At 67.8% G+C, this 21,389-nt stretch carries 20 protein-coding genes; 9 read left to right on the top strand and 11 right to left on the bottom strand.

Annotated elements, in window-relative coordinates; genetic code table 11:
- Positions 1-51: 51 nt before the first annotated feature.
- From H0X91_RS07285 to H0X91_RS07255, 7 genes are all read left to right on the top strand, one after another.
- Positions 52-1,167 carry a polyamine ABC transporter substrate-binding protein gene (locus H0X91_RS07285; protein WP_006485616.1) on the top strand — a complete coding sequence of 372 codons (1,116 nt, stop codon included), beginning with the start codon at positions 52-54 and terminating at the stop codon, positions 1,165-1,167.
- Between the two features lie 188 nt (positions 1,168-1,355).
- Positions 1,356-2,510, top strand: coding sequence for an ABC transporter ATP-binding protein (locus tag H0X91_RS07280; RefSeq protein WP_006495488.1), 1,155 nt, complete (start codon positions 1,356-1,358; stop codon positions 2,508-2,510).
- A gap of 10 nt (positions 2,511-2,520) precedes the next feature.
- Positions 2,521-3,507: an ABC transporter permease subunit gene (locus tag H0X91_RS07275; protein ID WP_006495489.1), complete on the top strand. Its 987-nt coding sequence runs from the start codon at positions 2,521-2,523 to the stop codon at positions 3,505-3,507.
- A complete protein-coding gene (locus H0X91_RS07270; RefSeq protein ID WP_006485612.1) occupies positions 3,504-4,343 on the top strand; it encodes an ABC transporter permease subunit in 840 nt (279 codons plus the stop codon). Before H0X91_RS07275 ends, H0X91_RS07270 begins: the two co-directional genes overlap by 4 nt.
- 115 nt (positions 4,344-4,458) lie before the next feature.
- Positions 4,459-6,048, top strand: coding sequence for a DUF3138 family protein (locus H0X91_RS07265; protein WP_034201261.1), 1,590 nt, complete (start codon positions 4,459-4,461; stop codon positions 6,046-6,048).
- Between the two features lie 97 nt (positions 6,049-6,145).
- Positions 6,146-7,450 carry an NAD(P)/FAD-dependent oxidoreductase gene (locus tag H0X91_RS07260; RefSeq protein ID WP_196432927.1) on the top strand — a complete coding sequence of 435 codons (1,305 nt, stop codon included), beginning with the start codon at positions 6,146-6,148 and terminating at the stop codon, positions 7,448-7,450.
- A gap of 25 nt (positions 7,451-7,475) precedes the next feature.
- Complete coding sequence (locus H0X91_RS07255; protein ID WP_048986148.1) at positions 7,476-8,777, top strand: NAD(P)/FAD-dependent oxidoreductase; 1,302 nt, start codon at positions 7,476-7,478, stop codon at positions 8,775-8,777.
- A 92-nt stretch (positions 8,778-8,869) separates the two neighbouring features.
- Here the strand turns inward: H0X91_RS07255 and H0X91_RS07250 are convergent, their stop codons facing one another.
- The 7 genes from H0X91_RS07250 to H0X91_RS07220 all read right to left on the bottom strand — a co-directional run bounded on the left by H0X91_RS07250 (position 8,870) and on the right by H0X91_RS07220 (position 15,655).
- Positions 8,870-9,544 (bottom strand): DUF799 domain-containing protein, encoded by a 675-nt coding sequence (locus H0X91_RS07250; protein WP_006492460.1) that lies wholly within the window; start codon positions 9,542-9,544, stop codon positions 8,870-8,872.
- Between the two features lie 10 nt (positions 9,545-9,554).
- On the bottom strand, positions 9,555-9,986 hold the full coding sequence (locus H0X91_RS07245) for a DUF4810 domain-containing protein (protein WP_034201258.1): 432 nt from the start codon (positions 9,984-9,986) through the stop codon (positions 9,555-9,557).
- Between the two features lie 57 nt (positions 9,987-10,043).
- Positions 10,044-10,715 carry a CsgG/HfaB family protein gene (locus tag H0X91_RS07240; RefSeq protein WP_185626066.1) on the bottom strand — a complete coding sequence of 224 codons (672 nt, stop codon included), beginning with the start codon at positions 10,713-10,715 and terminating at the stop codon, positions 10,044-10,046.
- Between the two features lie 532 nt (positions 10,716-11,247).
- A complete protein-coding gene (gene gor / locus H0X91_RS07235; protein ID WP_034201257.1) occupies positions 11,248-12,603 on the bottom strand; it encodes a glutathione-disulfide reductase in 1,356 nt (451 codons plus the stop codon).
- 240 nt (positions 12,604-12,843) lie between these two features.
- A complete protein-coding gene (locus H0X91_RS07230) occupies positions 12,844-13,068 on the bottom strand; it encodes a hypothetical protein (protein ID WP_011546403.1) in 225 nt (74 codons plus the stop codon).
- Between the two features lie 374 nt (positions 13,069-13,442).
- Complete coding sequence (locus H0X91_RS07225; RefSeq protein WP_012492356.1) at positions 13,443-14,564, bottom strand: porin; 1,122 nt, start codon at positions 14,562-14,564, stop codon at positions 13,443-13,445.
- A gap of 344 nt (positions 14,565-14,908) precedes the next feature.
- The gene (locus tag H0X91_RS07220) at positions 14,909-15,655 is read right to left on the bottom strand and encodes a YoaK family protein (protein ID WP_006495495.1); all 747 of its coding nucleotides are present in this window, start codon (positions 15,653-15,655) and stop codon (positions 14,909-14,911) included.
- Positions 15,656-15,942: 287 nt separating this feature from the next.
- Between H0X91_RS07220 and H0X91_RS07215 the strand changes: the two genes are divergently transcribed.
- On the top strand, positions 15,943-16,281 hold the full coding sequence (locus H0X91_RS07215; protein WP_006483072.1) for a hypothetical protein: 339 nt from the start codon (positions 15,943-15,945) through the stop codon (positions 16,279-16,281).
- Positions 16,282-16,327: 46 nt separating this feature from the next.
- Here H0X91_RS07215 and H0X91_RS07210 read toward each other — a convergent pair whose 3' ends face one another.
- The gene (locus tag H0X91_RS07210; RefSeq protein ID WP_006477572.1) at positions 16,328-16,855 is read right to left on the bottom strand and encodes a chromate transporter; all 528 of its coding nucleotides are present in this window, start codon (positions 16,853-16,855) and stop codon (positions 16,328-16,330) included.
- On the bottom strand, positions 16,852-17,511 hold the full coding sequence (locus H0X91_RS07205) for a chromate transporter (RefSeq protein ID WP_060267913.1): 660 nt from the start codon (positions 17,509-17,511) through the stop codon (positions 16,852-16,854). Before H0X91_RS07205 ends, H0X91_RS07210 begins: the two co-directional genes overlap by 4 nt.
- Before the next feature lie 96 nt (positions 17,512-17,607).
- Here H0X91_RS07205 and H0X91_RS07200 point away from each other — a divergent pair, with 96 nt between their 5' ends.
- Entirely contained in the window at positions 17,608-18,492 is an 885-nt protein-coding gene (locus H0X91_RS07200) for a transcriptional regulator GcvA (protein ID WP_062911135.1), read from the top strand.
- A gap of 63 nt (positions 18,493-18,555) precedes the next feature.
- On the opposite strand, the gene H0X91_RS07195 is transcribed toward H0X91_RS07200, so the two are convergent.
- Positions 18,556-19,863, bottom strand: coding sequence for a solute carrier family 23 protein (locus H0X91_RS07195; protein WP_048986142.1), 1,308 nt, complete (start codon positions 19,861-19,863; stop codon positions 18,556-18,558).
- A gap of 278 nt (positions 19,864-20,141) precedes the next feature.
- Positions 20,142-21,377, bottom strand: a complete 1,236-nt coding sequence (flgL, locus tag H0X91_RS07190) for a flagellar hook-associated protein FlgL (protein ID WP_006495499.1) — start codon at positions 21,375-21,377, stop codon at positions 20,142-20,144.
- Between the last annotated feature and the right edge of the window lie 12 nt (positions 21,378-21,389).

Genomic DNA, 21,389 nt, shown 5'->3' with positions numbered 1-21,389 from the left:
ACAGGCGTGCGGCGGGCGCCGCACGCCGCCATCATCCAGGGGAATTCCACCATGCGTGCCTGCATTCTTCGCCAAGCCTGTTCCGTCGCCGCCCTCGCCGCCGCGGCCGCGCTCACGTCGGTCGCCAGCCCGTCGGCGCATGCCGACGAACTGAACGTCTACAACTGGTCCGACTACATCGCGCCGGACACGATCCCGAACTTCCAGAAGCAGACGGGTATCCACGTCAAGTACGACAACTACGACAGCGACGACACGCTGCAGGCGAAGCTGCTGGCCGGCAGCTCCGGCTACGACATCGTCGTGCCGACGTCGAACTACATGGCCAAGCAGATCCAGGCCGGCGTGTACCAGAAGCTCGACAAGTCGAAGATTCCGAACCTCGCCAACCTCGACCCGCTGCTGATGAAGATGATCGCCGACGCCGATCCGGGCAACCAGTACGGCGTGCCGTGGGCCTACGGCACGGACGGCATCGGCTACAACGTGCAGGCGGTGAAGAAGGCGCTCGGCGACAAGGCGCCGGTCGACAGCTGGGCGCTGGTGTTCGACCCGGCCAACATGGAGAAGCTGAAGGGCTGCGGCGTGTCGTTCCTCGACCAGGCCGTCGACGTGTTCGCCGCCACGCTGCAATACATGGGCAAGGACCCGAACAGCAAGAACCCCGGCGACTACCAGGCTGCCTTCGAAGTCCTGAAGAAAGTCCGCCCGTACATCACCCAGTTCAACTCGTCCGGCTACATCAACGATCTCGCGAACAACGACGTGTGCGTCGCGCTCGGCTGGTCGGGCGACATCGGCATCGCGCACCGCCGCTCGTCCGAAGCGAAGCGCTCGTACGACATCAAGTTCGCGAACCCGAAGGAAGGCGGCCTGCTGTGGTTCGACGTGATGGTGATCCCGAAGGATGCGCCGCACCCGGAAGCCGCGATGAAGTGGATCAACTACGTGTCCGATCCGAAGGTCAACGCGGCGATCACCAACACGGTGTTCTACCCGACCGCGAACAAGGCCGCGCACCCGTTCGTCACGCCGGCCGTCGCGCAGGACCCGACCGTCTACCCGCCCGAGGACGTGCTGAAGAAGATGGTGCTGATGAAGCCGATGCCGGCCGACATCCTGCGCCTCGAGAACCGTCTGTGGGCCCAGTTGAAGACGGGCCACTGACCGCCATGCATCACGGCGGCGCAGGCATCGCGGTACGCCTGACCGCCTGAGATCCGCGGACGTCCGTCCGCTCGCGCGCCCCGCGCGCGCTGTTCCATCCGGCACGAGCCGTCGTCCGCGAGTCGCGTTGCGCGCCTCGCGCGGGGACGCTCACGCCTGCAATCCGTGAAGAACGAATGGTGACTCCCATGCAATCGATACCCTCTTCCGCTGCTGCACGACAGACCCAACCGGCCACGGCGCCCCGCACGCAAAACGACGCGTTCGTGCGCATCGAAAACGTCGTGAAGAAATTCGGCGACAGCACGGCCGTCGACAACGTGAACCTGACGATCGCGAAGAACGAGCTGTTCGCGCTGCTCGGCAGCTCGGGCTGCGGCAAGTCCACGCTGCTGCGCATGCTCGCCGGGCTGGAAACGGCGACCTCCGGCAAGATCTTCGTCGACGGCGAGGACCTCGCGTCGCTGCCGCCGTACCGCCGCCCGGTCAACATGATGTTCCAGTCGTATGCGCTGTTTCCGCACATGACGGTCGAATCGAACGTCGCATTCGGCCTGAAGCAGGAAGGCACGCCGAAGCACGAGATCAAGGAGCGCGTGGCCGACGCGCTCGCGCTCGTGCAGATGAGCAAGTACGCGAAGCGCAAGCCGCATCAGCTGTCCGGCGGCCAGCAGCAGCGCGTCGCGCTCGCCCGCTCGCTGGTGAAGCGCCCGAAGCTGCTGCTGCTCGACGAGCCGATGTCCGCGCTCGACAAGAAGATCCGCCAGAAGACCCAGCTCGAACTGGTGAACATCATCGAGAAGGTCGACGTGACCTGCGTGATGGTCACGCACGACCAGGAAGAAGCGATGACGATGGCGAGCCGCCTCGCGGTGATGAGCGAAGGCAAGATCGTGCAGATCGGCTCGCCCGGCGAAGTCTACGAATACCCGAACAGCCGCTTCTCGGCCGAATTCATCGGCTCGACCAACCTGTTCGAGGGGCGCGTCGTCGAGGACGAGCCCGATCACATCTTCGTCGAAAGCGACGATCTCGAAGCGCGCATGTACGTGAGCCACGGCGTGACCGGCCCGCTCGGGATGCCGGTCGGCATCTCGGTGCGCCCGGAGCGCGTGCACGTGTCGCGCGAGAAGCCGGGCTCGAAGCACAACTGGGCGCGCGGCGTCGTCACCGACATCGCGTACATGGGCAGCTATTCGCTGTACCACGTGCGTTTGCCGAGCGGCAAGACGGTGGTGTCGAACCTGTCGAGCTCGCACCTGATGAACGACGGCGCGCCCGCGTGGAACGACGACGTGTTCGTGTCGTGGTCGCCGGCCAGCGGCGTCGTGCTGACGCAGTGAGGACGCCACGATGAGAACCTCCGCTTCCACGCCTTCCGCGCCGGTGCCGACCGGCGCTACCGCTGTCACCCAGGCTCATCAACGCCGCAGCCGCTTCTCCGTGCTGTCGCGCTTCCTGCCGTCGGGCCGCAACGTCGCGATCGGCGTGCCGTTCATGTGGCTGGCCGTGTTCTTCGCGCTGCCGTTCGTGCTGGTGCTGAAGATCAGCTTCGCCGACCAGGTGATGGGCATCCCGCCGTACACGTCGCTCGTCGAGATCAAGGACGGCGTCGTGCACTTCGCGCTGCAGCTGTCGCACTACGCGTTCCTGCTGCAGGACGACCTGTACATCGCGACCTACCTCAGCTCGCTGAAGATGGCCGCCGTGTCGACGGTGCTGTGCCTGCTGATCGGTTACCCGATGGCGTACTACATCGCGCGCTCGGAGCCGAACCGTCGCAACGTGCTGATGATGGCCGTGATGCTGCCGTTCTGGACGTCGTTCCTGATCCGCGTGTACGCATGGATCGGGATCCTGAAGGACGACGGCCTGCTGAACCACACGCTGATCGCGCTCGGCATCATTCACACGCCGCTGCGGCTCTATCACAGCGACGCGGGCGTCTACATCGGGATGGTCTATTCGTACCTGCCGTTCATGGTGATGCCGCTGTACGCGCACCTCGTGAAGATGGACCTGACGCTGCTCGAAGCCGCGTACGACCTCGGCGCGAAACCGTGGGTCGCGTTCACGCGCATCACGCTGCCGCTGTCGAAGAACGGGATCATCGCCGGCAGCCTGCTCGTGTTCATCCCGGCAGTGGGCGAGTACGTGATTCCGGAGCTGCTCGGCGGCGCCGACACGCTGATGATCGGCCGCGTGATGTGGGATGAATTCTTCAACAACATGGACTGGCCGATGGCGTCCGCGGTGACGGTCGCGATGGTGATGCTGCTGCTCGTGCCGATGGCGCTGTTCCAGTACTACCAGGTCAAGGAACTGGGAGACGCGAAATGATCAAGCCGAGCAAACCGCTGTCGACGGGCGTTCTCGCCTTCGGCTTCCTGTTCCTCTACATCCCGATCATCAGCCTGATCGTGTACTCGTTCAACGAATCGAAGCTCGTGACGGTGTGGTCGGGCTTCTCGCTGAAGTGGTACGCGGCGCTGCTCGACGACGACGAGCTGCTGACCGCCGCGTGGCTGTCGCTGAAGATCGGTCTGCTGACGGCCACCGCGTCGGTCGTGATCGGCACGTGGGCCGGCTTCGTGCTCGCGCGCTTCGGCCGCTTCAAGGGCTTCACGCTGTACACCGGGATGATCAACGCGCCGCTGGTGATTCCGGAGGTGATCCAGGGAATTTCGCTGCTGTTGCTGTTCGTCGCGCTCGAGCAGATGTTCGGCTGGCCGAAGGGGCGCGGGATGGTGACGATCTGGATCGGCCACGTGATGTTGTGCGTGTCGTACGTGGCGATCATCGTGCAGTCGCGCGTGAAGGAGATGAACAAGTCGCTCGAGGAGGCCGCGCTCGACCTGGGCGCGACGCCGCTGAAGGTGTTCTTCGTGGTGACGCTGCCGCTGATCTCGCAGGCGCTGCTGTCGGGGTGGCTGCTGTCGTTCACGCTGTCGATCGACGATCTGGTGCTGTCGGCGTTCCTGTCCGGGCCGGGGTCGACGACGCTGCCGCTGGTGGTGTTCTCGCGCGTGCGGCTGGGGCTGAACCCGGAGATGAACGCGCTGGCGACGCTGTTCATCACGGCCGTGACGATCGGCGTGATCGTCGTGAACCGGATGATGATCGCGCGCGAACGACGCCGGATGGCCGACCTGAAGGCCGCGTTCGCGGTGGCCTGACCGCCGGCCTCCTGCTTCGACGATAACAAGCACTGCAGACAAGCAAGACGCGCTGCCCCAGGGGGGCGCGCGATTCGATCCCGATTTGACAGGCGCACGACTAGGAGAATCCGCAATGAAGAAGAAACTGATCTGCCTGCTGGTGGCCGGCGCGTTGCCGGGCATCGCGCTGGCCGGTTCGACATCCGCCGAAATCAAGGCGCTGCAGGCGCAGGTCGCCGCGCTGCAGAAACAGATGAAGGCCATGCAGGCGCAGCTCGCCGCGAAGCCGGGCGGCGCAGGGGGGGGCGCGACGTCCGGCGCGAGCGGCGGCATGGCCGGCGGCGGCAACGCCGTCGCGGTCGCCGCCGACCCGGGCTCGCCGGATTACGGCAAGGCACGCGCGACGCTGACCAACGACGAGGTCAGCGAGATGAAGCAGCAGATCGCGAACCAGCAGTTGAAGGTCGATTCGCTGACCGACGCGGCCAATACCGGCCCGCTCGCCGGCCTGTCGGTCACCGGCTACATCGATCCGACCTACATCTACAACCGCGCGGCCGGCACGTCGTCGTTCCTGTTCGCGAACCACGAGAACGCGTACAACTACTTCAACAGCACGTTCGGCGATCTCTACCTCGACATCAAGAAGACCTTCGGCGTCGGCCCGATGGCGCCGTCGGCCGAGATCACGTTGATGCCGAACCGCGGCAACGGCATCACGCTGCTGCAGAACTCGCGCGGCTCGATCACCGACAACCTGCTGAACACGGCGGTGATCAACGTGCCGATCACCGCGGAAACGACGCTGGTCGCCGGCCTGATCCCGAGCTTCGGCGGCTACGAAGTGCAGCAATCGAACCAGATGCTCACCCTCACGCACAACCTGCTGTACGATTTCTCCGATCCGGGCAGCTACGTCGGTGTCGGCGCGAACTACACGAAGGGCGCCTGGGCGTGGAAGTTCTTCCTCGGCAACGAGCAGTACCGCACCTACGGTTCGGTCACGCAGACGGGCACCAATGCGCTCGGCGACCCGATCACCACCAGCAACAAGGTGCCGACCTTCACCGCGCGCGCGGACTACACGTGGTCGAGCGCGCTTGATATCGGTGGGTCGTTCAACATTGGCCGGCAGACGCTGGCGAGCGCGGTCGACGATCAGGGCAACGTCCATTACGGCCCGGGCGCCGCGGCGCCAAGCGCGTACGGTTCGTTCTTCTTCGGCGAACTCGACGCGACCTACACGCTCGCCGACGTGCAGTACAACGCCGAAGTCGACTACGGCCGGCAGCAGCATGCGGCGTTCAACGGCGGGCTCGCGCAGTGGTACGGGCTGTCGCTGCTCGCGCACCGCAAGTTCAACGCGCCGGTGGTCGGCCGCATGGGCGTGACGCTGCGCTACGACCTGCTCGCGAACTCGAAGAACGGCGGCGGCGGCGGCGGCATCGCGCTGAACGGCAACGGGATGGACCCGAGCAACGGCTTCGGCGTCGACGCGGACTGTCTCGCGCAGTCGAAGGCCGGCGGCGGCCTGGGCTTCGAGTGCAAGGGCGCGGTGCGCCAGGACGTCGCGCTCGACCTGCTGTTCTATCCGACCCAGCAGATCACCGTGAAGGTCGAATACCGGCACGACTGGGCGAACAACAAGGTGTTCCTGCGCAACGACGGGTCGTACGGCAAGTCCAACGACCTGCTCGCGACGCAGTTCATCTATTCGTTCTGATGCAGCACGCGCGGGGCGACGTGCCGCACGCACGGCGTCCCGCGCCGTTTTCCGGGTGGCTGCGCGCCGTTGCAGCCTTGTCGAGGGAGTCGGTTTCATGACGCAGTCTTTCACCCGCCGCGCCGATGCGCTCGCGCGCGACTCGTACTACGAAGCCACGGCCACGCGGCCCGTGGCGGACGATCCGATGCTCGACGCGGCGATCGACGTCGACGTCTGCGTGATCGGCGCCGGCTTCGCCGGCCTGTCGACGGCGCTCGACTGCCGCGCGCGCGGGCTGTCGGTCGCCGTGATCGATGCGCAGCGGCCCGGCTGGGGCGCGTCGGGCCGCAACGGCGGCCAGGCGATCACCGGTTTCGCGAAAGACGAGGTGATCGAGCAGCAGCTCGGCGCCGACGGCGCGCGCGCCGCGTGGTCGCTGTCGCTCGACGGCGTCGCGCTGATCGCCGAGCGCATCGCGCGCTACGGGATCGACTGCGACTTCACGCGCGGCTACCTGACGGTCGCGACGAAGCCGCGCCGCATCGACGACCTGCGTGCGTGGATGAACGCCGCGACGTCGCGCTGGGGCCATCCGTCGCTCGCCTGGCTCGATACCGGCGAGATCCACGCGCGCATTGCATCGACGCGCTATCTGGCCGGCGTGCACGATCCGCTGTCGGGCCATCTGCATCCGCTCAAGTACTGCCTCGGCCTTGCCGATGCCGCACGCCGCGAAGGCGTCGCGCTGTACGCGCACACGCCGGCGCTCGACGTCGTGCGCGGCGCCCGGCCCGTCGTGCGCACGCCGTCGGGCGAAGTGCGCTGCCGCTTCGTCGTGTCGTGCTGCAACGCCGGGCCCGGCGGCGTGCTGCCGGCCGCGACCGCCGCGCGCATCGCGCCGATCGCGTCGTACATCATCGCGACCGAGCCGCTCGGCCGGGCGCGCGCCGATGCACTGATCGCCCGGCGCGAAGCCGTGTGCGACAACAACTTCTTCCTCGACTATTTCCGGCTGTCGGCCGACCACCGGATGCTGTTCGGCGGCCGGGCGAATTCGGCCGGCGCATCGCCCGCGGCGCTCGCCGAAGCGATCCGGCAACGCATGGTCGGCGTGTTTCCGCAGCTCGGCGACGTGCGCGTCGACCACGCGTGGGGCGGCTTCGTCGACGTCACGCGCAACCGCGCGCCGGATTTCGGCGCGATCGATCCGAACTTCTTCTACGTCCAGGGCTTCAGCGGCCACGGCGTCGCGCTCACCGGCATCGCCGGACGCACGGTCGCCGGCGCGATCGCGGGCGACACGCACGCGTTCGACCTGTTCGCCCGCCTGCGTCACCGGCGCTTTCCCGGCGGCGATGCATGGCGACAACCCGCGCTCGAACTCGGGATGCTGTACCACCGCGTACGCGAGCTGTTCTGAGCCCTTTCACTCCGCTTTCCTGATCATGCAGACATTCGCCAACCAGCCGCACGTCGCGTCGTACTACGCGGCGACCGCCAACGATACGACCCGCCACGCGCCGCTCGCCGGCACGATCGACGCCGACGTGTGCGTGATCGGCGCGGGCCTCACGGGCCTGTCCGCCGCGCTCAATCTCGCCGAGCGCGGCCATTCGGTGACCGTGCTCGAAGCGTCGCGGGTCGGATGGGCGGCGAGCGGCCGCAATGGCGGCCAGTTGATCGGCGGCTTCGCGTGCGACATCGACACGTTCGCGCAGTTCATGCCGGAAGGCGACGTGAAGCGCATCTGGGACATGGGGCTCGAGACGCTGTCGCTCGTGAAGTCGCGCATCGCGCGGCACGACATCGACTGCGCGCTGGTGCCCGGCTATCTGACCGCAGCCAACACCGAGCGCGACGCGGATGCGCTGAAACGCTGGCGCGACGAAGCCGCGAAGCGCTTCGGCTACGACCGCTTCCACTTCGTCGAAGCCGACGAACTCGGCGACTACGTGCAGTCGGCCCGCTATTGCGGCGGCCTGTACGACCCCGATAGCGGCCATCTCCATCCGCTCAACTACACGCTCGGCCTCGCGCGGGCAGCCACCGACGCGGGCGTGCGCATCCACGAGGACAGCTGCGTGACACGCGTGCGCGACGTGGCCGGCGGCCACGTCGTCGAGACGGGCGGCGGCAACGTGCGTACGCGCTTCGTCGTGCTCGCCTGCAATACCTACGTCGGCACGCTCGCACCCGCGCTGTCGAGGAAGATCATGCCGGTCGGCACCTACGTGATCGCGACCGAGCCGCTCGGCGAAGCGCGCGCCGCCGCGCTGATGCCTGCCCGCGCGGCGATCTGCGACAGCCGCTTCGTGCTCGACTACTTCCGGCCGGCGCCCGACACGCGGCTCGTGTGGGGCGGCAAGGTCAGCTATTCGACGCGCGCGCCGCGCGATCTCGCGGCGGCGATGCGCGCCGACATGCTGAAGACGTTCCCGCAGCTCGCGGACGTGAAGGTCGACTACGCGTGGGGCGGTTTCGTCGACATCACGATGAACCGCGCGCCGCACTTCGGCCGCATCACGCCGACCACGTACTTCGCGCAGGGGTTCTCGGGGCACGGCGTGAACACGACCGCGCTCGCGGGCAAGCTGATCGCCGAGGCGATCGACGGACAGGCGAGCCGCTTCGACCTGTTCGACAAGATCCGGCATCGCGACTTCCCCGGCGGCGCGGCGCTGCGCACGCCGGCGCTGGTGCTCGCGATGAGCTGGTATCGGCTGCTGGATGCGTTCGGCGTGCATTGAGCGCGCGCAGCGTCACCGCGCAAAAGCAGAACGGCCGCTCGTTCGAGCGGCCATTCGGTCCGGCGGCAGGATTGGGGAGAAGCCGCCGCGCGTCAGTCGGTACCGTACTTCGGCGAGCGCGGCCCGTACAGCAGCCCGTTCGGCGGGCCCGCCGACAACAGCCGCGTGCTCGTCAGCCCGGCCACGTCATGCGCTTCGTCGGTCAGCGAATGCGCGACCTGCTTGACGGCTGCCTGCACGAGCGCCCCGACGATCCCGAACGCATTGACGCTCATGTTGTTGCCGACTTCCTTGCCGGTCGCGCGTCCCTCGCCCTGCCACAGCACGTCGCCGCTCTTCAGGTCGACGAGCTTCGCCGACGCGGCAACGGTCGTCGTGCTGTCGACCAGCTGGTAGACGGAGCCGTATTGCGTGACCTTCGAATACAGCACGGCGTCCGCGCCGAAGATCTCGCGCAGCTTCGCCGGCGACGTAGCCTGGATGTCGGTCGCATTCGTCAGGCCGTTCTGCTTGAATGTCTCGTCCATCACCGCGACGGGCACCACGTAGTAGCCCGACTCGGCGAGCGGCAGCGTCATTTGCGACAGCACGCCGTAAGTCGCGCCGACGTCGGTGGTTTCATTGACCGGCGGCAGCACGAGGATCGAGCGCGGCTGGCTCTTCTTGAACGCCGTGTAGTCGGGACGTTGCACCGGCTGCGCGCACGCGCTCAGCAGCGCGGCGATCGACAGCGCGAACAGCAGCTTGAATGAAAGTGTCTTGAACATGGCGGGCGTGTCACTGTTTGGCAGGATTCGAATCGGCATTCTTCCGATCGGCAACGGTCTGGCCGGCGGCCGCCGGATTCGCGGCTTTCGACGCACCGGCCTTCTTCTTCATCAGGAAATCCATATACGACGCGGATTCCGGGAACAGCTGCTTCTCGGCCTGCAGTTCCTGCTCGGCCTGCTGCTCGTTGCCGACGCTCGCATACAGCATCCCGAGATGCGCATGGAAACCCGGCGGCGGCGTATGGCCCTTCGCGCGGATCTCCTGCAGCGCTTTTTCGAGCGCATCGATCTGCTGCTGCGGCGCTTGCTGCCCCTTGAAGTATTCGTACACCTGCGGCTGATAGCCGGTCCACTGATACAGCGGCGGCGTGGTCGGCGCCGCGCAGCCCGCGAGCAGCAAGGCGGCCGCCGTCGCCGGCAGCCAGATTCCCCGTTTCATGGTCTTGTCTCTTCTGGTTGGTGAAATGATGCGTGCGCGCCGTATCGCGCGCGGCACTTACTGCGCGGCCTTCAGCACGCCGGCGTCGACCTGGTCGACGAGATGGTTCACGGCTTCCTGGATCGCGAGGTCCAGCACCTTGCCGTTGAGCGTCGAGTCGTAGCCGGCGGTGCCGCCGAAGCCGATCACCTCGCGGTTCGACAGGCTGAACTCGCCCGCGCCCTGGCTCGATGCGACGACTTCCGACGTCGTCGTGTCGACGATGTTCAGGTTGACCTTCGCATACGCGACCTGCGTCTTGCCGCGGCCGAGAATGCCGAACAGCTGATGATCGCCGACGTCCTTGCGGCCGAACTCGGTCACGTCGCCGGTCACCACGTAGTTCGCGCCCTTCACGGCCTGCGCCTTCTTCATGAAGCCCGCTTCCTGCCTGATCTCGTCGAGATTCTCGCGATCGAGCACGTTGAAGCGGCGGCTCTGCTGCAGGCGCGTGACGAGGATCGTCTTCGCCTGTCCGCCGAGGCGGTCGATGCCGTCGGAGAAGATGCCGCGCATGTAGCTCGAGCGGTTGTCGAACTTGCCGACGGCGATCGCGACGGGCTTGCCCGCGTACGGCTTCTGCGCGCTGCTGACGGCCGGCACGTCGAGCGTGCGCGACGATTCGGTCGCGCAGCCGGACAGCGCCGCGACGACCGCGGCCGCCACGAGGACGGTGCGTCGTGTCTGAATGTTCACTGCGGGTCTCCTTGCTGGAAAAGATGGCACTGCGCGGGGCACACGCACGCGTTCATCGCCGATTCGGCGATCGCTGCAAGTCATGGAGGAGCGCGCGCAACGGATGCGTCACGGCGAAAAGCGGATTGATAATGCGATACGCGCCTGCATCGCGCGCACGGATGATTCCGTTATTCTGACTACTACGCTGTTGATCGCGCATGGTCGGCCCCGTATATGATTTTTCGCGATCATATCAAGCCTGTTTATCAAGACGGCTTATCTTGATAATAATTGACGATTTTCACGCTTATTTTTATTCGGCGACCCATTCGCGCGCAAAGCCCTGCGGACAAGGGCTCGCGCGACATGCGTTCGATACTCGCCGGTCTTCCGTGTCGATATCGGCGGATTAACGGTCGATCCGCCGATATCGACACGCGTTAATTCATACCGTCGATCCGAACGATGGATATCTCTAAAATACGCCGTTCGGCATTCCGGCCGCACACGCGCGTGCAGCGATGCACACGCGCGTGCCATTCTGCTAATCGGCCACCTTCTGCCGCATCGTCACGAACTCCTCGGCCGCGGTCGGATGAATGCCGATCGTGTCGTCGAACTGCGCCTTCGTCGCGCCCGCGCGAATCGCGATCGCGATGCCCTGGATGATCTCGCCCGCATCGCGACCGACCATGTGCGCGCCGACCACGCGCTGGCTGTCGCGCGCGACGACGAGCTTCATCAGCGTGCGCTCGTCGCGGCCCGACAGCGTGTGGCGCAACGCCTTGAACGACGTGCGGTAGATGTCGACGTCGCCGTGCGCGTGCCGCGCATCGGCTTCGGTCAGGCCGACCGTCGCGACCTCCGGCTGGCTGAACACGGCCGACGGCACGTACGCGTGATCGACCGCCACGCGCGACCCGCCGAACAGCGTGCGCGCGAGCAGCGCGCCGTCGCGCGTCGCGACCGGCGTGAGCTGCGGCCGCGACGTGACGTCGCCGATCGCGTGGATCGACGGCACCGACGTCGCCGAATACGCATCGACGGCAATCGCGCCGCGTGCATCGAGCAGGATGCCCGCCTGCTCGAGCCCGATTCCGTCGACGTTCGGCACGCGCCCCGTCGCATAGAGCACCTGATCGTACGGCCCGTGCCGCGCGTCGCCGACGCGCACGAACAGTGCGCCGTCGTCCGCGCGTTCGATCGATTCGATCACCGCGCGCGCGTGAATCGTGACGCCCTGCTTCGTCATCTCGTCGGTCAGGAACTGGCGCACGTCGTCGTCGAAGCCGCGCAGGATTTTTTCGCCGCGATAGAACACGTCGACGTGGCTGCCGAAACCGTTGAAGATGCCCGCGAACTCGACCGCGATATAGCCGCCGCCGACCACCGCGATGCGTTTGGGCAGCGCCGCGAGCGACAGCGCCTCGCGCGACGTGATCGCGTGCTCGATGCCGGGCCGCGGCGGCAGCGACGGCCGCGAGCCGGTCGCGATCGCGAGGTGGCGCGCGCGGATCGTGCGCGTGCCGATCGCGACCGTGTGCGCATCGACGAGCGTCGCGCGGCCGGCGTGCATGTCGACGCCCGACTGCCGCAGCAGGTTGATGTAGATGTCGCTCAGCCGGTTGATCTCGCGATCCTTCGCGGCGATCAGCGCGGACCAGTCGAGCGTGCCGGCGCCGAAGGTCCAGCCGAAGCCCTTCGCGTCGTCGACCTCGTGCGGATAGTGCGACGCATAGACCAGCAGTTTCTTCGGGATGCAGCCGCGCAGCACGCAGGTGCCGCCGATCTGCTCTTCTTCCGCTATGCCGACGCGTGCGCCGTAGGACGCCGCCATGCGTGCGAGCCTCACGCCGCCCGAGCCGGCGCCGATGACGAACAGGTCGTAGTCGAAATCCATCGCATTCCCTCATCGCAGTTCGGATGGAGGGACGATAGCAAGATTCGGGGATTCGTGCGGCGCGTGGTGCGTGCCGCGCGCCCCATAAAAAACGGCGAGAGACGAGGCCTCTCGCCGGTCAAACCGGCTGGCGGTTGTGCCATGCGTCACCGATCGACCGCATGCCCGACCTGCCGATTGCGCGGCACCGGCCGGCCCTGGCGCGCGAAGGGCGCGCCCGCGGCCGACCGGCCGCCATGCTCATGCCTGCGACGTGTCGCTGCCGTCCGTCGCCTGCGTATCGTCCGCCTGCTGCGGCTGCTCGTCCTTCTTCTCGAGCATGCCTTCGATCGCCTCGGCACCCTTGAAACCCGCGACGGCCGCGGCCGCCTTGGTCAAGAGGCCCGCATCCGGATCCAGCTTTTCCGCGCCTTCGACGGCGGCGACTGCGCCGGCGATTTCACCCACGACGTTCAGGATACCCATCGTCATCCCCTTTCAAGAAAATCGTGAGCGCATCGTCCCACGAAAGAAACCGGCGGACCGTGTTTGTCATCGCCGGATACACAAGTTACGCATCAGGCCGGCCGCGCTCGCGGAGCGCCACCGGAACGACGCACGCGCACGCCTGACGGCATGCCACGAGCGTTGCACGCAGCGTAGCGGAAAGCCTGCGCGCGCACTGTAAAAGTATGTTCTGGATTGCCGACGGATCGCTTACGGCGCGGGACTTCCGCAATGGAGCGCCCGCCGAATAGTCGTGCGCGCGTATGAAGGTCGCGTGACGAAAAAAAAGAGGCTCCTCGCGGAGCCTCTTCGATGTGCGCCGGACGAAGCCGGCGCATGCGTTCCGACGTTCGTCAGAAGATATTGCGCAGGCCGATCGCGATGCCCGTCTGGTTGCTGCGGCCAGGCAGCTCGACGTTCGCCGCGCCGGTCGTCTTGTTGAAGTCGACGGTGCCGTAGATTTCGGTGCGCTTGCTCAGCGCGTACTCGGCGATGCCGACGACCGCGTAGCGGTTGCCGCTCGCGAGCGTGCCGTTCGTGGTCATCGCGTTGCGCATGTGGTCGTAGTAGAACGCGCCCGTCAGCGTCAGCGGCGCGCTGACCTGCCAGCTCACACCCGCGAACGGACCGTCGTCGATGCGGCCCGTGCCCTTCGCGACCGGAATCGTCTGCTGCGCGAGCAGGCTGTCGACGAAGCCCGTGTCGTCCTTCGAACGCAGGTAGCCCGCGTAGATCTTCGCCTTGCTGAACGCGTACACGATGTTCGCGTGGTAGATCGTCTGCTTGCGCGCCGAGTTGTCGCTGTTCTGCTGCGCGCCGGCCGCGATGCTGAGCGGACCCATCACGTACGACAGCGACACGCCCCACGCATTGCCCTTGCCGAGCGAACCCGGAATCTGGCCCGAGAAGCCGCCGGCGCCGGTCGATTCGTAGTTGGTGCCGGTCGAGTACATCGCCTTCGCCGTCAGGCCCTCGAACTTGCCCGTGTACTTGATCTGGTTGTCCGCATACAGGCCGCCGCCGAGGGCGACCGGCAGCCACGCGTTTTCGAGGTAGTTGCCGACGGTGAGCGGATCGTACGTATCCGACAGCAGGTCGAACAGCGGCGTCTTCTGGCGGCCGAGGGTCACCGTGCCGTACGGGCTCTGCAGGCCGACGTACGCCGCGCGGTTGAACAGGCGGCCGCTGTCGGCGAATGCGCCGTTCTGCAGGTTCACGCCGCTCTCGAGGTTGAACACGGCCTTCAGGCCGCCGCCGAGGTCTTCCGTGCCGTAGATGCCGAAGCGGCTGTTGGTGATCGCGCCGTTGCTCATCGACAGCAGGCCGTCGTTCTTGGCGTTGGCGTTGGTCAGGTAACGGATGCTGGCGTCGGCGACGCCCCAGAGCGTGACCGAGCTTTGTGCGGCCGCGTACTGGCTGGCGAATGCGAGCGCGGCGCCCCCTGCGATGGCTGCGAGTCGGGTGGTCTGCTTCATGAGCTTTCCTTTTTGTAGGTGTCTCCATTCATGGCCGGCCGCGTGCGCAGCCGGGTGGCGATCGCACGCGTTCATGGCGCGCACGATGTGGGCTGAATCATATGACGAGTGCGAACGCTGAAAGAAATTGAAATACGCGGTAATCGCGCGATTGTCGTCCGGGAACAACGTTTCCCGCGCCGGGCCTGGCTCGCGCGGCGGCAGGGCGCGGTGCGACGGCGCCGGCGAGCGCACATGGCGCCGCAAGGTCCGGCGAGGGTGCGGCGCGGTAGCGCGGATCGGGCGAAACAGTCGGGGCGATCGTTGCGATCGGCTACCGCGGGCTGCGGGCGGGCTGAGTGCCGTCAGGCGGTTTGCGCCGCGCCGTCGCTGCCGCTGCCCGCGTCGCCGCTGCCGCCCTCGCCGCCCGCACCGCCGTTCCCCGCGCGACGCCTGGCCCGTCGCACGATCTCCGCGAACGCGCCGACGAGCAGCAGCACGGCGCCCCACAGCGCGACGTCCGGCACCAGCCGCGTCACGAGGCCGCCGACCACCGCGCCCGCCAGGAAGCAGAAACTGATCGTCGCGAGCAGCGCCGAGTCGTGCAGCGCGCCCACGTCGTAGCGTGGAATCAGCCCGACGAACAGTTTCTGCGCGGCGCGCCGCAGGTTGCCGGTCGTCATCACCGACGTGTACGACAGTGCCTCGAGATGGGTGAACGACAGCGTCTGCAGCGTCGCGACGAACGAGATGCCCGGAATCAGCCACGCGCTCGACGCGCCGACGAGGCCGCTCGCGGCGACGCCGAGAAACGCGATCTCGACGATCAGGCTCACGAACGCCGTATGCCGCATCCAGCCGCGCTGCGCGGCGAGGCCCAGCAGGTGCGCGACGAACACCGCGAGCACGAAGCCGCCGAGCGGCGGCACGTGGTGCAGCGCGGCGGCCCATTCGCCGGCCGACAGGTTGATGCCGAGCAGCGCGACGTTGCCGGTCATCGTGTTCGCGAACACGTGGCCGTGGCCGACGTACGTGTACGCGTCGAGATAGCCGCCGGACAGCGTCAGCAACGCGGCGACAGTGAGATTGCGGCTGGCGCCGTCGAGATCCATCGATCCTCCGTGGTGCGCGCCGCCCGGCCGCGCGCGGCGGGCGGTGCGCTGGTCAGTCGTGCCGGCACGCGCGGGGCACCGCCGGCACTGCGCGGCCGGGCTTCGCCGCCTGCCGCGCGCCAATATAATGTCCGTCGTCGGGGGACGGCCGAGCGCCGCACATCGCAGCCGGCCGGCACAGGTCCAACGCGCGGGTTTCACCGCCGCAAGACCGGCCGAGTATACCGGCCGGCCGCCACCGGCCGCGGCCAAGCGCGCCGCCCCGCCGTTCTTCACCGGGCCTTCGAATGACACTCGCGAAGTTCTTCCTGCGCTACACGGTCATCCCGTTCGCGGCGATCGTGCTGGTGGCCGTCTGGGCGTTCAACCGCGAATCGGACGAGATCGATGCGCGCCAGTACGCGGCGCTGGTGGCCGCCTATCCGTCGTTCACGCCGACGCTCAAGCACGAGGTGGCGGACGCGTTGCGCGGCGGCCGGCTCGCGAAGGCCGACTACGGCGCGATCATGCGCGATGCGCTCGACGCGGGGTTCGTGGTCGACTGGCCGGCCCCGACGGACGACGTCGGCGGCGAGCGCGGCCGGCTGCTCGGCCTCGTGAACGGCGACCTGCCGGCATCGCGGTAACCTGCAACCGCCGCCGCGGGCAACGGCGGGCGGCACGACGGACCGCTCATTGCCCGATGCCCGTGAGCCCGATCAGCGCGCCGCCCGCGAGCAGCCACAGCGGGTGGATGCGCGTGCGCCACGCCAGCACCGCGCACGCGGCCGTGATGCCCCACTGGATCGCGGTGCGGTTCGACGCCTCGGAAATCAGCACCGCGCTCGCCGCGACGAGCCCCGCCGTCACCGGCATCATTCCCTGCTGCACGTAGCGCCGCCACGGCCGGTCGCGAAAACGCTCCCACGCATGCAGCGCGAGCACGGTGACGATCGACGACGGCCCGAATTTCGCGAGCGACGCGACGAGCAGCCCGGCCCAGCCGGCCACGTGCCAGCCGACCAGCGACACGATCATCATGTTCGGCCCCGGCGCCGCCTGGGCCAGCGCGAACAGCGCGGTGAACTCGTGCGCGCTCATCCAGTGATGCACGTCGACGACCTGCCGCTGCATCTCCGGCAGGATCGTGTTGCCGCCGCCGAACGCGAGCAGCGACAACTGGCTGAAGATCGTCGCGATGGCGATCAGCGTATCGCTCATGGCCGGCGCTCCTGTTGCGTGTCGGACGTACCGTGCGCGCGATGCGCGGCAGCCGGCGCCGGCCGCGGCGTGCCCGCGTCGCGGCGGCGCGACGCGAGCCATACGCTGACGGGCGTCAGCACGAGCATCGTGGTCAGCAGCGGAACGCGCAGCACCGCGATCGCGACGAACGCGAACACGGCGATCGCAGCCGCCGCGCGCGGCGCCCAAAGCAGCGGCTTCGCGACCTTGATCGCCATCGCGACGAGCAGGCCGGCCGCCGCCGCCGCGAGCCCCGCGAACAGGTGCTGCACGTGCGGATCGTTCTGCGTCTTCGCGTACAGCACGCCGAGCGCGACGACGACCAGCGTCGGGCCGGCGATCAGCCCGAGAATGCCGGCGAATGCGCCGGCGACGCCGCGAAAGCGCATGCCGACGGCGACCGACAGGTTGATCACGTTGCCGCCCGGCAGGAACTGGCACAGGCCGAGCAGATCGGTGAATTCGTCGGCGGAGAGCCATTTGCGCTCGTCGACGATGGTGCGCCGCGCGAACGGCAATGCGCCGCCGAACGACATCAGGCCGAGCGACAGGAAACCGGTGAACAGCTCGGCGAGGCCGACGCTGCGGGGCGGCGCGCCGGACGGCGGGGGGGCGGGCGGCGAAGCGGATTGCATGGGGCTCCTCATCAAACGGTGAAGCGAGGTTACCGCCGTTCAGGATGCCGGCAAAACGATTTTATCGGCGCGCCCTTGTGATCTAGAATCACAAGCATGGCACGCGATCTCCCGCCCTTTTCCGCGCTTCGGGCCTTTGAAGCCGCGGCACGACATGAAAGCTTCAGCGCCGCCGGCGACGAGCTGCATGTGACTCACGGTGCCATCAGCCGGCAGATCGCCGGGTTCGAGGCGTGGCTCGGCAAGCCGGTGTTCCACCGCTACGGCAAGCGCGTGAAGCTCACCGACGAAGGCCGCCGCTACCTGGACACCGTGCGCGCGGCGTTCGACAGCATCGCGCTCGCCACCGAGCAGTTGCGCCACACCGGCGCGGCGCGCGTGCTGCGCATCAACGCGCTGCCGACCTTCGCGATGAAATGGCTGCTGCCGCGCCTGTCGCGGTTCCAGCGCGACGTGCCGAACGTCGAGCTGAAGCTGTCGACGTCGAACGCGCCGCTCGACGCGCTGAACGGCTTCGACGTCGCGATCCGCCGCGGCCCCGGCCACTGGCCGAACTGCACGAGCGGCCACTTCCTCGACGAAAGCGTGATTCCGGTGTGCAGCCCGGCGCTGCTCAAGCGCGCGCCGATCACGCGCGCGGACGATCTCGCGCGGCACGTGCTGCTGCATTCGGATACGCGGCCGGAAGGCTGGCGCGACTGGTTCGCGGCGGCCGGCGTCGCGATGAAGGGCCGCAAGCGGCAGTCGTTCGACCACTTCTACCTGGCGCTGCAGGCGGCCGTCGACGGGCTCGGCGTCGCGCTCGGCCCGTTGCCGCTGATCGACGACGAGCTCGCGAGCGGGCGCCTGGTGATGCCGCTCGACGGGCCGCGCATCGCGACGCGCAGCTACTGGTGGATCGCGCCGGGCGCGCCGGCCGACGATCCGCTCGTCGCGCAGTTCTGCGGGTGGCTGCAGGGACAGTCGAATACCGGCGCATAACGCGCACGCGCCGCCGGGATCGACAGGACGACGGCGGGCGGCATGGCACCGCCCGCGCCCGAATCAGACCACCGGGCCCGGTTCCTTTTCCTTGCGCAGGATCGCGTACAGGATGATCGCGCCGAACGTCGCGGTGCCGATCCCGCCGAGCCCGAAGCCGCCGATCTTCAGCGAGAAGTCGCCGGCGCCGAGCACGAGCGTGACGGCAGCGACGATCAGGTTGCGGTTGTCGGAGAAGTCGACCTTGTTGACAACCCAGATCCGCGCGCCCGTCACCGCGATCAGCCCGAACACCACGATCGACACGCCGCCGAGCACGGGGCCCGGGATCGTCTGGATCACCGCGCCGAACTTCGGCGAGAAGCCGAGGCCGATCGCGATCAGCGCGGCGAGCGCGAACACCAGCGTCGAATAGATCCGCGTGACGGCCATCACGCCGATGTTCTCCGCGTAGGTGGTGACGCCCGTGCCGCCGACGCTGCCCGACACGATCGTCGCGAGCCCGTCGCCGATGAACGCCCGGCCGACGTAGCGGTCGAGGTTGGTGCCCGTCATCGCGCTGACGGCCTTGATGTGGCCGAGGTTCTCCGCGACCAGGATCACCGCGATCGGCGCGAGCATCAGCATCGCGTGCGGATCGAACACCGGCGCGCGGAAGCTCGGCACGCCGAACCACGCCGCATGCGCGACGATCGCGAAATCGATCGGCTTGCCGAGGCCCATCCCGTTGGTCGCGATCGCGTAGATCACGTACGCGATCACGAGCCCGACCAGGATCAGCAGGCGCTGCATCATTCCGCGCGCGAACACCGCGACGCCGCCGACGCACAGCACCGTGACGAGCGCCATCACCGATTCGAAGGTGGAGCCCGACACGCCCTTGACCGCGATCGGCGCGAGGTTCAGCCCGATCACCGCGACCACCGCGCCGGTCACGACGGGCGGCATCAGCGTCTCGATCCAGCGCGTGCCGATCGCCTGCACCAGCGCGCCGAGCGCGACGTACACGACGCCGCACGCGACGATCCCGCCGAGCGCGACCGGAATGTTCGGGTTCGGGCCGCTGCCGCCGTAGCCCGTCACCGCGATCACGAGGCCGATGAACGCGAAGCTCGAGCCGAGATAGCTCGGCACGCGGCCGCCGACCAGCACGAAGAACAGCAGCGTGCCGATGCCCGACATGAAGATGCACAGGTTCGGGTCGAAGCCCATCAGCAGCGGCGCGAGCACGGTCGAGCCGAACATCGCGACGACGTGCTGCACGCCCATCGCGACCATCTGCGGCCACGGGAGGCGCTCGTCGGGACCGACCACGCGCGAGCTCGCGCCGGTCGGCTGGACCCGCCAGCGCGGGAAATAGGAATCGGACATGGGGAAAGCGCTCCTGTCGGTCGTCGGTCGCCGGCTGCCAGGGATGCGCCGGTCTGGAATCTGGCGCGAGTTTACGGAGCGGAAATGGGGCTGGCAAGCGAACCGGTACGCGGCGTCGGCAGGCGGAACAGCGAGGTGCCGGGTGGCAGGCCGCGCGAGAGAACCGGTGCGCGACCGCGCGGGCCGGCGACGTGCCCGCCCGCGCACGATGCGCGTGCGGCAGCGCGCGCCGGCCGTGAAGTAAGCGTGCGCTCACATCGCGGCCGGCACGTCGTGCATCAGGGGTTGATGTACTGGAACAGCGACAGGTTCTGCAACTGCGCGTAAGCCTTCTGCGAGCCCGTCAGCGCGTTCTGCATCTGCAGGAACTGGCTGATCGTCGCGACCATGTTGGTGCTCGTCAGGTCGGCCAGGTTGCTGCTGACCTGCAGCGTGTTGGTCTGGTTCACGGCCTGCATCGCCTTGATTTCCTGCTCGCGGCCGCCGACCGACGCCTGTACCGTGAGCACGTTCGTCATCATGTTGTTCAGCTTCGTCGTGCCGGTGGTCATCGCGTTCGCGAGCGCGGTCGCGGCGGTCGTGTTGCTGCTGATCGGCACCTTCAGCGCGGCGATCATCGTGTCGAGCGCCGCGAACACGTCGGTGCCGGCCTGCGGCGCGGGCGTGACCGTGAACGTGTCGCCCGGCGCCGGCTTGCCCGACACGGGCACCGACAGGCCATTGCCGAGCGCGATCCCGGCGCCGTCCGAATACGGTTGCGCGGGGGTCGTGGTCGGCGGCACGACGGTGTTGTCGGTCACCGTGTAGGTCGGCGCGGCGGCCGTGCCGCCGAACGCGATCGTGAACTGGTGCGCGTTGGACGCGGCCGACGGGCTCGTGATCGTCACGCCGCCGATCGTGCCGGTGCCGGTGTTGCCGGTGCCGGCGAGCGGCACCGGCTGGCTGCCGAGCATCGGCACCGACAGGAACACGTTCGCGCCGTTGTCGCCCTGCGCGATCGAGCGCGTGTCGGCGATCTGCACCTCGCGCGAGCCGGTGTCGCCGCTGTAGGTCACGCCGCCGCCCGGCGCGTTCGAGAACGGCGCGGTGGCCGTCTTGAAGCCGGCGAACAGGTAGTTGCCCGCGCCGTCCGTCGAGTTCGCGAGCGTCAGCAGCTGGTCGCGATAGCCCTGCAGCTGCGTCGACAGTGCCGAACGATCGCTGTCCGACAGCGAACCGTCGCCGGCCTGGATCACGACCGTGTGGATGCTGTTCAGCAGGTTGTTGACGCTGATGAGCGTCTGGTCTTCCTTCTGCAGCGACGACAGCGCGGCGTTCTGGTTCGCCGCGTACTGCGACAGCGTCGCCGACGTCATCGACAGCTGCACGGCCTGCGCCGCGCCGAGCGGGTTGTCGGCCGGCGTCGCGAGGCTCACGCCGCTCGAGATCTGCTGGTACAGCTGCGAGAGCTGCGCCTGCTGGTCGCTCATCTGGGCGACGTTCATCTGGTAGAACTGCGCAGTGGAAATCCGCATCGCTTCGAACCC

The organism is Burkholderia sp. 9777_1386 (genome assembly GCF_015712265.1).
Lineage (GTDB): Bacteria > Pseudomonadota > Gammaproteobacteria > Burkholderiales > Burkholderiaceae > Burkholderia > Burkholderia cenocepacia.
The sequence above is the reverse complement of the archived record's forward strand: the minus strand, read 5'-3'. Positions and strand labels throughout refer to the sequence as shown.

Excerpts from the sequence above, each read along its gene's own strand:
- H0X91_RS07285 (WP_006485616.1), top strand. The coding sequence starts at position 52 with ATGCGTGCCTGCATTCTTCGCCAAGCCTGTTCCGTCGCCGCCCTCGCC.
- H0X91_RS07280 (WP_006495488.1), top strand. The coding sequence starts at position 1,356 with ATGCAATCGATACCCTCTTCCGCTGCTGCACGACAGACCCAACCGGCC.
- H0X91_RS07275 (WP_006495489.1), top strand. The coding sequence starts at position 2,521 with ATGAGAACCTCCGCTTCCACGCCTTCCGCGCCGGTGCCGACCGGCGCT.
- H0X91_RS07270 (WP_006485612.1), top strand. The coding sequence starts at position 3,504 with ATGATCAAGCCGAGCAAACCGCTGTCGACGGGCGTTCTCGCCTTCGGC.
- H0X91_RS07265 (WP_034201261.1), top strand. The coding sequence starts at position 4,459 with ATGAAGAAGAAACTGATCTGCCTGCTGGTGGCCGGCGCGTTGCCGGGC.
- H0X91_RS07260 (WP_196432927.1), top strand. The coding sequence starts at position 6,146 with ATGACGCAGTCTTTCACCCGCCGCGCCGATGCGCTCGCGCGCGACTCG.
- H0X91_RS07255 (WP_048986148.1), top strand. The coding sequence starts at position 7,476 with ATGCAGACATTCGCCAACCAGCCGCACGTCGCGTCGTACTACGCGGCG.
- H0X91_RS07250 (WP_006492460.1), bottom strand. The coding sequence starts at position 9,544 with ATGTTCAAGACACTTTCATTCAAGCTGCTGTTCGCGCTGTCGATCGCC.
- H0X91_RS07245 (WP_034201258.1), bottom strand. The coding sequence starts at position 9,986 with ATGAAACGGGGAATCTGGCTGCCGGCGACGGCGGCCGCCTTGCTGCTC.
- gor (WP_034201257.1), bottom strand. The coding sequence starts at position 12,603 with ATGGATTTCGACTACGACCTGTTCGTCATCGGCGCCGGCTCGGGCGGC.
- H0X91_RS07230 (WP_011546403.1), bottom strand. The coding sequence starts at position 13,068 with ATGGGTATCCTGAACGTCGTGGGTGAAATCGCCGGCGCAGTCGCCGCC.
- H0X91_RS07225 (WP_012492356.1), bottom strand. The coding sequence starts at position 14,564 with ATGAAGCAGACCACCCGACTCGCAGCCATCGCAGGGGGCGCCGCGCTC.
- H0X91_RS07220 (WP_006495495.1), bottom strand. The coding sequence starts at position 15,655 with ATGGATCTCGACGGCGCCAGCCGCAATCTCACTGTCGCCGCGTTGCTG.
- H0X91_RS07215 (WP_006483072.1), top strand. The coding sequence starts at position 15,943 with ATGACACTCGCGAAGTTCTTCCTGCGCTACACGGTCATCCCGTTCGCG.
- H0X91_RS07210 (WP_006477572.1), bottom strand. The coding sequence starts at position 16,855 with ATGAGCGATACGCTGATCGCCATCGCGACGATCTTCAGCCAGTTGTCG.
- H0X91_RS07205 (WP_060267913.1), bottom strand. The coding sequence starts at position 17,511 with ATGCAATCCGCTTCGCCGCCCGCCCCCCCGCCGTCCGGCGCGCCGCCC.
- H0X91_RS07200 (WP_062911135.1), top strand. The coding sequence starts at position 17,608 with ATGGCACGCGATCTCCCGCCCTTTTCCGCGCTTCGGGCCTTTGAAGCC.
- H0X91_RS07195 (WP_048986142.1), bottom strand. The coding sequence starts at position 19,863 with ATGTCCGATTCCTATTTCCCGCGCTGGCGGGTCCAGCCGACCGGCGCG.
- flgL (WP_006495499.1), bottom strand. The coding sequence starts at position 21,377 with ATGCGGATTTCCACTGCGCAGTTCTACCAGATGAACGTCGCCCAGATG.